Here is a 15,816-nt window from a genome sequence, read left to right on the forward strand (position 1 = left end):
TGATTATTAGATAACATCTGATTCTTCGATGTATTTATATCCATGTTCTGAAATATATTCTTTTCTTCCTGTTAGATTATCTCCTAAGAACAACTCAAATGCTTCTTTCGTAGCTTGAGCTTCTGCAGGAGTAACCTTAATCAGTCTTCTTGTTTCTGGATTCATGGTGGTTTGCCACATCATTTCAGGCTCATTTTCCCCTAATCCCTTTGATCTTTGAATTTTATAATTGTTCTTTAGCTTCTTTAAAATCGTGTTTTTTTCTCCATCTGAATATGCAAAGTACACATTCCCTTTGCTATCAGTAATCTCATATAGTGGTGACTCTGCGATATATACATATCCTCTTTCAATTAGGGTGGGGGTCAGAACATATAACATGGTTAGAATCAGTGTCCTAATCTGAAACCCGTCCACATCCGCATCTGTACAAATAATGATCTTATTCCAATTAAGCTTTTCAAGGTCAAAAAAGCTTAAATCGTTGTGCTTGTTTTTAATCTCCACGCCACATCCTAATACCTTTAAAAGATCTACGATGATATCATTTTTAAATATCTTTTCATAATCAGATTTTAAACAGTTTAATATCTTTCCTCTGACCGGAATAATTGCTTGAAAATCTGCATCCCTCCCCATTTTTGTGGAGCCTAAAGCTGAATCCCCTTCCACTATAAAGAGCTCTCTCTTCGATAAATCCTTACTTCTGCAATCCACAAACTTTTTAACCTTATTAGAAAAATTATCAATACTCTTACTTAGTTTTTTTCTAACATCGATCCTAGTCAGTTCTGCTTTTTCTCTGCTTCGCTTATTTATTAGTACTTGATCTATAATTTTCTCTAGCTCTATTTGGTTTTCTATAAAATAAACCTCTAGCTTTTCCTTTAGAAAAGTCGTCATGGCTTCTTGAATAAACTTATTAGTAATAGCCTTTTTTGTTTGGTTTTCATAGCTTGTGATGGTAGAGTATGTATTGGTAACCAATATTAAACTATCTTTAATATCGGTGAAGGTTACTCTTTTCTCGTTTTTGGTATATTTATTCTTGTCTTTTGCGAAGCTATGTATTTGTGAAGAAAAGGCACTATCTACAGCCTTATCTGGCGATCCCCCGTACTCTAGAAAAGAGGAATTATGATAATACTCAAGTATTGTGTTCTCATTGTTAAAGACAAAAGCCACTTCAATTTTAAGCTTATAGTCTTCTTTGTCCTCACGATCTCTTCCCTTTGTTTCAAGCTCAAAGTACTGAGGTTCAGTAAAACCCTTTTCTCCATTGATTTCCTTAACATAGTCTATAATACCCTTTTCATAATAATACTCAAAAGTTTCCTCAGTTTCTTCGTCATATAGCTTAAATGTGATTCCCTTATTTACAATCGCCTGCCTTCTAAGAGTTTCCTTAAAAAAGCTTAGGGGGATGTCGATATCGTTGAAAACATCAAGGTCAGGCTTCCATCTAATGATGGTACCGGTATGCTTATAATCATATGCTTCCTTGATCAATCCACCAATATTATCTCCCTTTTCAAAGTGCAGATTATATTTGTGTCCATCTCGATAGACTTCTACATCCATGTATTCAGATGCAAATTGGGTAGCAGCAGTACCGAGTCCATTCAAACCGATGCTGTACTGATAGTTACTACCTGTATTGTTATTGTACTTTCCACCACCATAAAGGATCGTAAATACAATCTCCCAGTTATATTTTTCTTCCTTCGTATTATACTCTAAGGGGATTCCCCTCCCCTGATCTCTTACTTCTATGGATTTATCCTTGTACCGAAAGGCTTCTATTAAATCTCCAAAACCTTCCTGTGCTTCATCTCTAGAATTTGCTACTATCTCTACAAGGGTATGGCGACATCCTTCTACACCATCACTACCAAATATTACCCCTGGCCTAAGTCTAACCTTATCCTTTTCTTCTAAGGTTGAAAGACTATCGTTTCCATAATTGTGTTGATTTTTTGCAGTCATATTTGCCCCTCTTTCCTTTTATAAAACTTTATGTGGCACTCATCCCTTTACACAAAGAGGAGAGTTTTCTGCCACAGTCATTATAAACAACATTAATAATAATATCACATAATTAATAAGTTAGCGACCCATCTTATGGCCTGTCTTTTATTTGATATTAGACATTCATACTTTTTTACCTTCTTACATTATTTCAAATTGATTATGTTGATTATGTTGGTTGAATGAAAAACTAACTTCAAGACACTGGAATTTAGTTTTTCATTCAACCAGATTCTTGCTAATACTGCTAACCCTACCAATACAAAGTCACTTGGCAGATATTCAATTTATCCATATCCACCAAGTGGATGCAATAATTAACTTTATTTAAAACTAAATCAATGCATGGATAAGAATTGTCGCTAAACCAAGAAAGAAGAAAAAACCTAAAACATCCGTCACTGTAGTTACAAAGACTCCAGAAGCTAAAGCGGGATCGATATTAAGCTTCTTTAACGTAACTGGAACGAAATATCCAGATATAGTAGAAACGATTAAATTTAGAAACATAGCCATCCCAATGACAAATCCAAATACTGGATTACCTACCCATAAATAGCCTAGCAATGCTACTATTAACCCCAGTAAGACCCCATTAATCATCCCTACATATATTTCCTTCATAAGTACTTGCTTTGAATTTTCTAGTGTCAATTCACCTAGTGCAATTCCCCGAATAATCATTGTTAATGTCTGGGTGCCTGCATTTCCCCCCATACCTGCGACGATCGGCATAAACGTGGCTAGAGCAACAATTCTAGAAATAGTAGATTCAAATAAACTAACTGTAGCCGCCGCCATAATTGCTGTAACTAGATTAACCAAAAGCCAAGGTAATCTGCTTCGAATGGAGTTACCCACAGAGCCTGCTAGTTTTTCACCTTCTCCTAAACCTGCTAACCGATACAGATCTTCCGTATGTTCTTCTCTTAAAATTTCCATCACATCATCAACTGTAATGATTCCCAACATAACTCCTAAACCGTTGGTTACAGGCATGACTAGAAATCCATACTTTTCAAATAAATGACCTACTTCTTCTTGATCCATTTCCGCTGGTACACTTAGGACCTTCTCGTTCATAATCTCTGTAACTGAAGTGCTAAAACTGCTGATGATGATATCTCTAAGGGCAACTACCCCCTTCAACACTTCCTTATCGTCTATAACATAAAGATAATAAGGGGTTTCTGCACTAGGTGCTTCTTTTTGTAAGTATTGAAGAGTTTGACCCACTGTCATATTTTCCTTTATGGCAAGAAATTCAGTTGCCATAATTCCACCCGCCGTATCAGGTGCGTACCCCAGTAGTTCTTTCACCTCTTCTGCTTCTTCTTTATCCATCTGTAGAATGATCATTTCTTTTTTATCTTCATCAATGTTACCCAGTAAATCTACTAGTTCATCTGAAGACATTTCACTGATTATTTTTTTCTGTCTATTTTCGGTAAACAAGGACAATAAATTGTACTTTTCATCATTTTCAGCTTGGTCTATAATCAATGCAATATAGTCATCTGGTAGTTTTCGTAGAATAGATACGATATCACCTTCAAAATCATTGATAGCATCTAAAATATCTGCAGGATGTATATCTTCAATACGTTCTAAGATCTCTTCTTTACTTGAGTTTAATAGAAACGTGATAATTTCATCTTCATAGAACATCAGTACTCCCTCCTTGATGTTATTTATTTAATTACAAATATATATAATTTTGTAGATATTCACCTCCGAATTTTAATATACTAAAAGTTGCATTTGCAGTCCTTGGCCACCTCTTCTTTTATCCAAGAGTGAAACCTTAGACCGTGTATATTTAATTAAAGTATAGGAGCCAACATCTGTATAAAATAATAATATTTTTTATCTTCATTTTTCATTATAGTTGCTAACAATGATATCTTACAAGCTTATTTATTTTAAAATAAGCAATTCAATATCTGCTTTTGTGTTTTTATTCAGTGATTTGCATATTTCTTCTTGTCAATTAGACCTCTAAGTAAAATGAAAAATATACATATCTTCTCAAAATATTATAGCTAGGATAATGGCCCGTAGAAATGGAAAAAGACACTATGAATATTTACATAGTGCCTTTCATTCTATTATTTATTCTTCTGGTATCTCAGTATTGCGTAATTCAGACTTAGGTACTTTTGATTTTAGTTCTTTTTCTACCTTCTTAGATGGAGCTTTGGCTAGGTCATAGGTCATAGTAGTTACTAAAGAGCCCATATTGTATAAATTTTCCTTGCTAATTTTATCAAGGCTATCTTCATCCGTATGGTAGTATGGGTCTGGACCATAATTTAAGAACACTACAGGTATTCCTACATAATCAAAAGGTGCATGATCACTTGCTGTAGAGATACTTCTTTCGTATTGGAAATCGAATTCTTGTATATATACTTCAGCTAAATCAGCTACAAAGGATTCTCTATTTGTTGCGGTCATTACTCCTATTCCATTACCTACCCCAACCATATCCATATTAATCATTGCCAATATATCATCTAACTCCTCATCAGTTAAGGATTCCACATATTCATAGGAACCATTTAATCCTACTTCTTCTGCTCCAAAGGCGATGAATTTAATATTATAAGCTAGCTTTTCCTTAGAAAGCACCCTTGCAATCTCTAGCATAGTCGCTGTACCAGAAGCATTGTCATTAGCTCCTGGACAATCTACTGAGTCGTAGTGAGCTCCAATTATTATGGTTTGAGCTTTTTTATTATTACCAGTCGCCTTTAGGGTTGCTATTATATTTTGAGAGTAACTGTCAGCAATAGATGTATCATTTTTAATAGTCATAACAACTATTTCATCCTTTAGCAGTTCTGCTAACTCAAGGCCGTCCTTCTTGCACATTGCTACTACTGGAATATCAGTAGGACTACCTAATGTCCCCATAATCATATCTAATTCATTAGTGGCATTATTATAAATAATTGCTCCAACGGCTCCAGCTGCAGCAGCATTTTCAGCTTTTTCAAAAAATGTAAAATCCCCCCTTGAAATTAGTGCAATTTTACCTTCTACATCTTTTCCTTCATAATCTGATACATACCCCAAACCCACATGCACTATTTCTGCTGTTAATTCTCCACCTTCAAATTCTGTTGTATCTGGTGTAAAATCAAAGTTTCTAGTTGTAAACTCTCTTTCCTCTGGTGAGACCATTTTTAATTCCACACCATTACTCACATATGAAAGTACTGGAAATTCTTGTCTCTCTACCTCTAATCCATACTTTTGAAACTGCTTAGCAATATAGTCTGCTGCCCTATACTCCCCCTCAAATCCAGTGACTCTGGCATTATCTATACCATTTGGGTTTTCTTCATCTGCAAATACTAGTGCGGCGATATGATTATAAATATTGTCTGGAGATACCTCTGGTAAAAGATCCTTATGTACTGGAGCCGCAAAAGCTACTGATGACATAAGGAAAACAAATGCCAGTACCAATATTATTCCTTTAATTCTTGTGTTTTTAATCATTTCTTGTCCTCCTTTATATTTTTTATTGTACTATTGACTACCACAACTTTAAAATAGATTTGATGCTCAGTACCTTAATTTATGTATTATCTTAATAATAATACTGTTTTTATATATACCATTATATAGATATTAGTAATTATTGTTTGTCATAACTTGGTGTCGTTTGTAAAAAGTATCCATGAAAAATTTCTAAATATAGTTGTCCTTTGACAGCTGTAGACATGTTGTGCATGTCATTTAAAGGTATTTTTATGTTTGCTACGTTAATTAAATACAGATACTCCAAATACTACATCTTTTTAAAAAAATTCAAATAAGATAATTGGGATTTTCCAATAAAAAAAGAACCCTAGCTAATCCATTAGCAGCAATTAGTGTATTTGGTCCAACTACTAGAATGTTATCTAATAAACCTTTGTTGGTAAAACAGTTGAAAAATATGGCAGCAAAAATTTCTGAAAGCTTAACATAGAGAAAACCACCCGTATCCCGGGTGGTTTTCTCTATGCCTTCAATAAATCATATTTATAATTAGTTCATTAAATTATAGATAACCAATATTAAACCTTAATTTTTGATATACACGGTCTACGGTTTCGCTCAAAACCATGGGCTGCAAATGTAGCTCTTAGTATATTAAAATTAAGTTCTGTAGTTGGTTATCTATATATTGTTTTTAAAAAAGGAATAAAACATATCCACTTCATTTTGAATTATGTCACTTCTTAAGTGTATGAAGTTAAATTCTCTATTAATTGCAAAGTCCGATAGTTTGATCTCTACTAGCTGTTGTTTTTTTATTTCCTCTCGTACTGCATCCTCGTATATAAAGGTAATTCCCATACCGTTTTTAACCATGTTTTTTATAACATTAACATTCCCTATTTCAATAATATTTTTGAAATTTTCAAGAGTGTAATTCTTATCAAAAAGTCCCCTCTCCAGTACTTCCCGTGAACCTGAACCTTTTTCACGTACGATAATAGTTTCATTTTTTAGATCTTCTAAAGATATGTTCTTTTTAGTGATCAATGGGTGTTTGAAAGGTGCTGTTAATATAAAATCAGCAGTTTTCCATAACCTGCTTTCATAGTCAGCTTTATTAAACAGCCCTTCAACCAATGCAAATCTAATTTCGCCATTTTGCAGCATCCTGAGAACCGCTTGGGTATTATCAATATACATAGTTATATCATATTCACTAAAAGCTTTTATGAAATCACTGAGTATTGGTGAAAGAGTAAATTCGCCGATGGTTAAAGTAGCTGCAAATTTGAGTGTCTTGCTTTCTCTATTCATCTCTTTGAGTCTCTGTGTAATAATTTTTTCATTAGCTTTTGCATTTTGAAAATACTTATAGAGAAGTTCTCCTGCCTTTGTAAGCTTTAATTCCTTATTTGAATACTCAAGTAGCCTGCAGCCATACCGTTTTTCAAAAAACTGAATATGCTGAGTTACCGCAGGTTGAGTTATGCAAAGTTCTTTCGATGCTTTTGTATAACTTTTGTTTTTATATACAGCCAAAAATGACTCTATTCTTGGGTCCAGCATTATAATCACACCTTTCTAATCTCACCATCACAAATATTATATATAAACACATATTATAGATTCATAAATATTTATAATTAGATCTTATGATAAATAGATGTTAGAATCAAGTGTAAGATTAAAAAGGAGTTGATTTTGTGTCATTTATTAAAAATATTGCAGGAGGAACACTGCTTACTGTAATACTTGCAGTTGTATCAATTTTTATTAGCCAGCTTATTCCATACCATCTCATAGGTGCAGGAGTTTTTGCATTGCTTATGGGTATGCTTTTAAATCCCGTAGTTTCGAAGTATGATATGTTTGAAAAAGGCTTCAATTATACATCAAAGAAGGTACTCCGCCTTGCAATTATCCTTATGGGTTTTACGCTTAACTTTTCACAGGTGCTGGAAGTAGGTAAATTCTCCTTAATTGTTATGATGTTTACCCTTATCACAGCTTTCGGTGGAGGATATTTGCTAGGAAAGTTTTTAAAAATGAATTGGAAGCTGTCAGGGCTTATATCAGCCGGGACAGGTATCTGCGGTGGTTCTGCCGTTAGTGCTATTGCTCCTGTTATTGATGCAGAGGACAGTGATATTGCTTATGCCATCTCTGCAACCTTTATATTTGATATTATTATGGTAGTCCTTTTCCCTACAATGGGTAAATACTTTGGAATGACTGATTTAGGCTATGGGATTTGGACAGGAACAGCAGTCAATGATACCTCATCGGTGGTTGCAGCAGGATACGCTTTTTCTGACATCGCAGGTAACTTTTCCGTTATAGTTAAGCTTACACGTACTTTGTCAATCGTTCCTGTGGTACTTGTATTTGCATATATCAATCAGCGACTTATAAGTAAAGTCGAGGGGACATCTTCAGGGGTAAACACAACATCAGCTCTTCGCCAAAAGGAAAAAGTGGATATAAAAAAGATTTTCCCCTGGTTTATATTGGCGTTTCTTGGTATGGTCGTTATTAGAAGCACAGGATTAATTCCACAGTCGGTAAGTCATTCTATCTCCAGCACAAGCAAATTTTTAATGGTTATGTCTCTTGGTGCAATAGGATTTAAAACAAATTTCAGTAAGGTGGCAAAATCAGGATTTGTTCCAATGATATATGGGTTCATTATCTCTGCATTAGTGGTTATCGTGTCATTTTTAGTACAAATGACTCTAGGTCAAGTTTAATACTTCCAGCTAAAACACCAATTGAGGATAAAATCAACATCCTAACTTTATCTGGTGTTCTAGCTTTAGGTGGACAGCCATAGTTTTTACCAAAATTTCCGCTGTATGACCTCCCTCTTACCAATAGAATAGCAGAAGTGTTATCTGCCTATCCGACATTTTCTGCACAATAGGGATTGCCCCCTTTATTTAGGGGGCATAGTTATTTCATCAATTCCCGAGAGTTGAGATTGATGATGAAAGATATGTTATTGAGTATAAAGAACAAAATATAAAAATATCATTCTATAACGATGACAGCACCGTTTTGAATATCCATCCAGTTATAAAGGAATTCTACATGACTGGTAAAATTCCGGACACACATATTTGAACGAGGAAATGTGCCTATGGTATGAAGGTATTCTATCAGTCCTGGATCAACCTTCTCGCCATCCTGTTCTTCATATGCTACAGGAACACCATGAATATAGGCTCCACCGGTAAATCGTATGGCAAAGGGAGCATAACCTGCAATATCCTGTGTACCGCTTTGTAGATATTCAAAGCGATCCCTTTTTTCAATTGCCTTGTAAGTGCCCAGAGTAGTCTCAAAGGAAAAATCTCCTGGAATTCCAGTAGTGGACAGTGTATAGGAGACAAGATTCAGACCTTGTTCACTGACTTCAAAGGAGGCTTGGTTCTGCTGATTTCTGTCTACTACAACTACATGGTTTAACTGGCTTAACGTAACATCGGGATCTATATATTGTTTAGGTATGTAGTAATCTCCATCAAATGTCGGAACGTTTACATAATAGAACGCATCCGTCTCCTCTAATATTCGTATCAGCATCCCATCTGGTATATACCGAAAATCACTATCTGTGTCTGCCTGTTCGTATGCAGGAGCACTGTGATAAACCCTGTATCCATATTCATCTACTGCAGCATCTCCCTCTTGAGGGGGTGCACCGTTTTGATTTTTATAGTTACTTATAAAATGTAAGTTTCCCTCATCCACCTGCTGTTTTAGCTGGTTTATAGCATTCTGCATCCTCTCAAAGCGGAAATTCCTAGGAGTACCTGTTGTTGAATGAAGATATCCCTCGTTTATTTCATCTCCATTTGCGAATGCTACTCTGTACCATATTTCTGAACCCTCCAACTCTTCGCCTTCAACCCTTTGAAGCAGTGACACCTTGTCTAAGTTCTCTACACGGTCAACGACAGTAGCATCGGGGATTGGATTTTCTCTGATTTCAGCGCCATCCTCCGCTGTTATGAGAAAATAATCAAAGGCCATGTCATATTGAAAATATTGGATTGAAGCATTGATCGTTTCAGGAAGGGGACTGTCATATTCTTCGAGGACAGTATTCATCCTTTTGGATCCGATATTTTCTAATACCTGTGCCTTCTGCTCCTCACTAAGGCAGGATATCCTGTTTTCTTCCTCCTGCTCTGTGGTTTGGGTAATCCTCAGATCATCTTCAATGTTATAACCGTTTATATTTTCCTCCACAGCTTCTAAGTCAGACTTAGCTAGCCTATCCTCCTTAGTCAGGTCTCCCGAGGGTGTTGACTGCTGCCTTGGAGGGGGAGTCTCACTAGGAGGCACACTTCTTCGATATGCACTACATCCTGGTACTATAACCATTAATACTACCATTAATATTAGAGTAATCTTCTTATACATATGCATCCCCAATCTAATGTTTTATTACTTGCTTCAATATATATCCTTATATATTTTTCACAAATAATTTCGCTATTATGTACATTATAATTATTTCAGGATGAATCTTTCCCCTTAGCGTTGATAATTCAGTTTTTTATAACAACAAAACTTAGATAGCCCTTTGAAAAATATACAGAATGAAAAAAGGGCTATTAATTATGCCCTTTTTCATATACCAGTTACTTTTAATTTTTACTTGGCATCAGTTAACTAGTCTAATGCTTTTATATCAAGTACCACAAAAGGTTCGGTAAGGACGGGTAGATGGTGCAGCCGGTGTAGAGTAATCACCCTGTTCGGGGGAATGGGCGTAGGGGGTTGAAAGAACATCAAGAAGCCGCTCCATCACACTGTAGTCTCCTTGTTTCACTGCAGCTTCTAGTGCCTCTTCTACCCGGTGATTACGAGGGATTAGCGCAGGATTGGAGTTCCGCATCAACTGCTGGGAGGAGGCTTTCGGTTCCTGCTGCCTTTCTAGTCTCGCTTGCCACAGTTCATGCCACTGGGTAAATTCTACAGTACCAAACAGAACCGTATCCTCTGGCTTATCAAAAGTTAATGCGCGAAAGGTATTGGTATAGTCCGCACGATACTTCTGCATCATACTAAGGAGATCTTCAATAAGAGATTCATCCTGTAGCTCTTCGTTAAATATTCCCAGTTTTGCTCTCATTCCCACCAGCCAATTACAATGATATAACCCTGCAAAATCTGAAATTGCATTCTGGGCCAATTTGACAGCCTGCCCCTGATTGACATGCAGCAACGGCAATAGAGTTTCTGCAAATCGAGAGAGATTCCATTCGGCGATACGCGGCTGATTGCCATAGGCATAGCGACCTTGAATGTCAATGGAACTGAATACCGTTGCCGGATCATAGGCATCCATGAAGGCACAAGGACCATAATCAATCGTTTCTCCGCTAATAGTCATGTTGTCAGTGTTCATCACCCCGTGGATAAAGCCCACCAGTTGCCATTTGGCAATCAGCACAGCTTGACGCTTGATTACTTCTTGAAGTAACGAAAGATATGGACTCTCATTAGATTCAACACCTGGAAAGTGCCGCTTTAGTGTATAATCAGCTAGGACCTGGAGTTCCTCAACTGTGCCCCATTTTGCAATATATTCAAAGGTGCCGACCCGCAAATGACTGGCAGCCACACGGGTCAAAATTGCACCAGGCAAGTCAGTTTCGCGGATTATTGACTCACCGGTTGTCACCACTGCTAGACTACGGGTGGTAGCAATACCAAGGGCATGCATTGCTTCGCTGATGATGTATTCCCGCAGCATCGGTCCAAGTGCCGCTCGACCATCGCCACGGCGGGAGTATGGCGTTTTACCTGAACCTTTGAGCTGAATATCAAACCGTTTGCCTAAAGGCGTAATCTGTTCGCCAATCAGCAGAGCCCTCCCGTCCCCCAACATCGTAAAATGCCCAAATTGATGTCCTGCATAAGCTTGAGCAAGAGGTAAAGCGCCTTTGGGAATCCGGTTGCCAGCAAGCACTGCTAAGCCATCATTGCTTTGCAGCGCCTGGGCGTTCAACCCTAGGGATGTTGCCAAGGGATCATTGAGAATGATCAACTTCGGTGAACGTACAGGAGCTGGGTTGAGGCTGGTAAAAAATGATTTGGGCAGGCGAGCATAACTGTTGTCTAAGTTCCATCCTGTTTCTATTATTGCTTTTTCCTTTGTCATCGTATCTCCTTTTCTCCTTTTTTTGTCTTTTTATATCTTAGCTTTTCCTTTTACATAAAATAAAAATCATAGGTATTCTATGAAATTTTTAATTATCTACTTTCTATATCAACACAATGGAGCCTCTTTTAGTGTCTGCTTCTGTCAATTTATTATACCCTTTCTACACAAAGATAACGCCCTTTACGCCAATACCATTATGCGAAATAATCTAAATCTCTTACATAAAAAACCCGCCAAAATTCTGTGTCCGTCAAACTAGTCATGACCCGATAATTTGGCTTATGCTATAACTGCCCTTTGATACCACTTTTAGTTTTTTCTCTGTTTCAGTCAGCTTAACTTTCTTTGCTTCTTTATTATCTGCTAGTTCCTTATAATCAGGAATATTTCGATCTATATTTTCCGGAAGTACTCCTATTTCTTTTTCAATTGAATAGATGCTTAATTGATTATCTTTATCTTTAAGTATTGCAAAGCCTCCTCTGGGATATGGTTTCTTGTCAACTCCATTATAGCAAATTAAAGAGTTTTTTTGCTTTTTTATTTAATTACTGATTTATTACTTACATTTATTTACATCGTTTTTCAGCAGTCTCCCCTGTCCCCTCGTCTCTTCGGTTTAGAAGAGGAAGATTCCAACCATTGCAGCAAGGATTAATGATAATATGGTTCTTTCTATCCATATAATCACTAATTCTTTTATAGAAATAGGTATTTCTGTAGATAGTATACATGGGATAGATGCTGAAAAAAACAATACAGAAGATATAGAGCATACGCCTACCACATATTTTGATAGCAATGGTGCATCTATAATGATATTTGTAGGTAAAAACATTTCAGCTATACTAATTGCAAGGGACTTAGCTATTAACATAGGTTCAGGAAGTTGAAGTAAAGCTGTAAATGGATAGAAAATGTAGCCTAAGATATCAAATATTGGTGTGAATTTTGCTAATAATAGACCTAAAAGACCAATAGACATAATGGTTGGAAGTATGTTACCAATCATTTTAATACCATCTTTAAGATTTATAAAAGTGTTTTTGAGAATATTTTCAGAACTATGAGAAACTTGCAAAGCTTCATCCCAAGCTATTTTAAATCGATTGTTTTTGACAATAACTTCTGGATCGTTACTTTCTGTAATATAGGCATCACTTTTTTTGCTAATAGGATATATTCTTACGGTGATTGCTGTAACGATGAAGGTAATAATCAATGTAGACCAAAAGTAAAAGTTCCATAGTTCCATAAGCCCTAAAGTTTTTGCAACGATAATCATGAATGTAGCTGATACGGTAGAAAATCCAGTAGCAATGATTACGGCTTCTTTTATTGTATACTTTCCTTGAAGAAATACTTTATTGGTAATTAGTAATCCCAAAGAATAACTACCTACAAAAGAAGCGACAGCATCTATAGCGGATCTTCCAGGAGTTTTCCATATAGGTTTCATGATGGGCTGCATTAATACCCCTATAAATTCCATAAGACCATATCCTACTAAAAATGAAAGAAAGACGGCACCTACAGGAATTAGCAAACTAAGAGAAACAACGAGTTTATCGTATAAAAATGGCATCATACCAGGTTCGAATAAAAATGCTGGACCTATATTGAATAAGAACATAAATCCTGATATAATTCCAATAATCTTAAAAATAGAAAAGACGATGGTAACATTATCTTTATTCCAGTTTTTTTGAAAAAAGGGGCTTAAGCCACCAAATATGATTATGATAAAAGCATAATAATTAACACCATTGCCTAAAATTTTTTTAAGCACCGTTACAATATGATCTATTAATATGGTAGATGTGCCCATTAAATTAACAGGAACAAAAAACATGATAAGACCAATTAAACTACAAATAATAAATTTTAAAACATCCTTTGTGCTATGTGCATGAGATAAAGCAGTTTTTTGTGGGTTCATCATATATTCTCCTTTGTTTAAATTGAAAGTTGTTTTATAAAAGTAATTTTTATACGTATAGTTTGCTTATGTGTTCCCCCTTTTTCTAAATAAATTTTCCACAAGATTAAAAAACGTTTTCCTGATGTCAAATTACTTATCCGATAATGTATAATAAAAGTATAATAAGAAAAAGGACCTACAAATAGATTTTTTATGATTTTTATAGTAAATAGACATCAAAAAGTCATAAAAGATATTTTGGTATTAATAGCATAATGGATACTGTGAAAACAAACTAATGTTGGCAAAGGGTGAGATCATGGAGCTTAGAAAAAAAATCACTATAAGTATATGTATCATTGTTTTAATTTCTTTGGTTACACTATGCATGTCCATATATAGAAAATCTGCAGAAATTCTTAATGAAGAAGCTAATAAATTTACTGAAATTCAGATTCTTAGAGCTCAAGAAAAGATAGATCTTTTAGTAGATAGAATAAAAATGGAGAGCAAACTCTTAGCTAGAGATAAATATGTGATAGATTTTTTAAATAACAAGATTACTAACGAGGATTTGAATTTAATTTTAACCTACGAGATGATTAGTAAAAATCAAAAGGATAATTATTACAAAGATTTATTTATAGTAGACCTAGAGGGAGTCATTATCGCATCTACTATGAGTGATGCCATGTATGTAGATTTATCTGAGAGAGAATACATCCAAAAATCTTTTTTTACCCACCAAACCCAAACAAGCGATATATTGATCGCTTTAACAGATGGAAAAAATATAGTAAATACAGTAACGCCCATATACAATGAAAGTCAAGAGATCATCGGTTTAGCAGGTATAGCTATAAGGGCTGAAAATTTTGTGAATTTTATCAAAGACTATAATGTAGGACAAACTGGCTATTTTGTTATAATTGATTCTAATGGGTATATACTTTCTCATAAGGATACTTCTTTAATTGGGAGTATCTACTCAAAAGAGATTTCAGGATTAGAAAATATCCATACAAGGGATGAAAATTTGCAAAAAACATATGATGATGTATATCTTTATACTTACAAGAAAATGAAGAATAATGATTGGATATTACTTACGCTGATGCCTAAAGAGGAGTTGAACGTTAAATCTGTTGGTTTATTAAAATATGTTCTTATATATGGATTTATTATATCCATCAGTGCAATATTTTTTAGTATTTTCCTATCAAAACAGATATCTAGACCTATTATTCATATTACAAACTATATAGATAAAGCAAAAAATAATAATCAAATGTTAGATGATGCAATTTATCACACAAGAATTGATGTGGAAAATGATAAATTTGATTTTTCATTAGACAATCTAAGTCTTCATCATGTAGAGTCATTTTTGGACAGTGCAAGGAAAAAAATGGATAAAAACTTTAATTTATTTGAGGAGGATGCAAAATCTTTAATTAAAAAATCCAAGGATTTAAGCAGTTCCTTAGAGATGAAATCTTATCTTACAGTAAAATTTTTATCTACTTTATCTCATGATATAAGAACATCTCTTACCCTTATAAAAGGGTATGCAAAAGGATTATTATCTAATTTTGAGTTAGATGAAGATACTAAAAATAGATTTGTTGAAGAAATATATGATAGTGCTGAAAATCTTCAAAATATAGTTAATGATGTGCTAGATTCTACATATGAAGCTCATTGTACAAACGAGAGCAAGAAGGAATATGTAAAAAGCTATGAGTTTTGTGAGTATTTATTTCATTTTTCTAAGGAATATATTGAAAACTCTGATAGAATATTTATAGGTAATTTTAATTGTGGAAATGAGTTGTTATATATAAATAAAATCAAAATTATACGAGTTTGGCAAAATATTTTGAGCAATGCAATAAAATATACGGAAGAGTTTACCAACATTTATGTCACTATTTGTAAGGAACATGATAAAATGTTATTTAAGATCAAGGATGAAGGTATGGGAATACGAGAAAACGATAAAGAATATATATGTGAAATGTTTTACAAATCTAACCTTTCAGATAAAAACAGCTATGGATTAGGGTTGTTTATATCAAAATCTATTTTAAATACCCATCATTCAGATATTTATTTTGAATCTGAATTAAGCAAAGGTAGCACATTTTGGTTTAATTTGGACTTAAAGCCTGAAAATAGGGAAGAATAATTGATTTTG

General features: G+C 34.7%; 9 protein-coding genes. 2 read left to right on the forward strand and 7 right to left on the reverse strand.

Annotated features, from left to right (window positions below; genetic code table 11):
• Nucleotides 1-6 precede the first annotated feature (6 nt).
• From CHB72_RS09395 to CHB72_RS09410, 4 genes are all read right to left on the reverse strand, one after another.
• The gene (locus CHB72_RS09395) at nt 7-1,986 is read right to left on the reverse strand and encodes a toprim domain-containing protein (RefSeq protein ID WP_089282631.1); all 1,980 of its coding nucleotides are present in this window, start codon (nt 1,984-1,986) and stop codon (nt 7-9) included.
• 375 nt (nt 1,987-2,361) lie between these two features.
• A complete protein-coding gene (mgtE, locus tag CHB72_RS09400) occupies nt 2,362-3,696 on the reverse strand; it encodes a magnesium transporter (protein WP_089282632.1) in 1,335 nt (444 codons plus the stop codon).
• 444 nt (nt 3,697-4,140) lie between these two features.
• Nucleotides 4,141-5,535, reverse strand: coding sequence for a M20/M25/M40 family metallo-hydrolase (locus tag CHB72_RS27735; protein ID WP_089282633.1), 1,395 nt, complete (start codon nt 5,533-5,535; stop codon nt 4,141-4,143).
• Nucleotides 5,536-6,201: 666 nt separating this feature from the next.
• A complete protein-coding gene (locus CHB72_RS09410; RefSeq protein WP_089282634.1) occupies nt 6,202-7,089 on the reverse strand; it encodes a LysR family transcriptional regulator in 888 nt (295 codons plus the stop codon).
• Nucleotides 7,090-7,226: 137 nt separating this feature from the next.
• Between CHB72_RS09410 and CHB72_RS09415 the strand changes: the two genes are divergently transcribed.
• Nucleotides 7,227-8,270, forward strand: coding sequence for a YeiH family protein (locus tag CHB72_RS09415; RefSeq protein ID WP_176431293.1), 1,044 nt, complete (start codon nt 7,227-7,229; stop codon nt 8,268-8,270).
• Between the two features lie 280 nt (nt 8,271-8,550).
• Here CHB72_RS09415 and CHB72_RS09420 read toward each other — a convergent pair whose 3' ends face one another.
• The 3 genes from CHB72_RS09420 to CHB72_RS09430 form a co-directional block, all read right to left on the reverse strand.
• On the reverse strand, nt 8,551-9,948 hold the full coding sequence (locus CHB72_RS09420; RefSeq protein ID WP_089282635.1) for a L,D-transpeptidase: 1,398 nt from the start codon (nt 9,946-9,948) through the stop codon (nt 8,551-8,553).
• 271 nt (nt 9,949-10,219) lie between these two features.
• Entirely contained in the window at nt 10,220-11,695 is a 1,476-nt protein-coding gene (locus tag CHB72_RS09425; RefSeq protein ID WP_089282636.1) for a protein adenylyltransferase SelO, read from the reverse strand.
• A gap of 622 nt (nt 11,696-12,317) precedes the next feature.
• On the reverse strand, nt 12,318-13,637 hold the full coding sequence (locus CHB72_RS09430) for a YjiH family protein (protein WP_242975088.1): 1,320 nt from the start codon (nt 13,635-13,637) through the stop codon (nt 12,318-12,320).
• A 301-nt stretch (nt 13,638-13,938) separates the two neighbouring features.
• Between CHB72_RS09430 and CHB72_RS09435 the strand changes: the two genes are divergently transcribed.
• Nucleotides 13,939-15,807 carry a sensor histidine kinase gene (locus CHB72_RS09435; protein ID WP_089282638.1) on the forward strand — a complete coding sequence of 623 codons (1,869 nt, stop codon included), beginning with the start codon at nt 13,939-13,941 and terminating at the stop codon, nt 15,805-15,807.
• Nucleotides 15,808-15,816 lie beyond the last annotated feature (9 nt).

It is taken from the genome of Anaerovirgula multivorans (assembly GCF_900188145.1).
In the GTDB taxonomy this organism is placed as follows: Bacteria; Bacillota; Clostridia; order Peptostreptococcales; family Natronincolaceae; genus Anaerovirgula; species Anaerovirgula multivorans.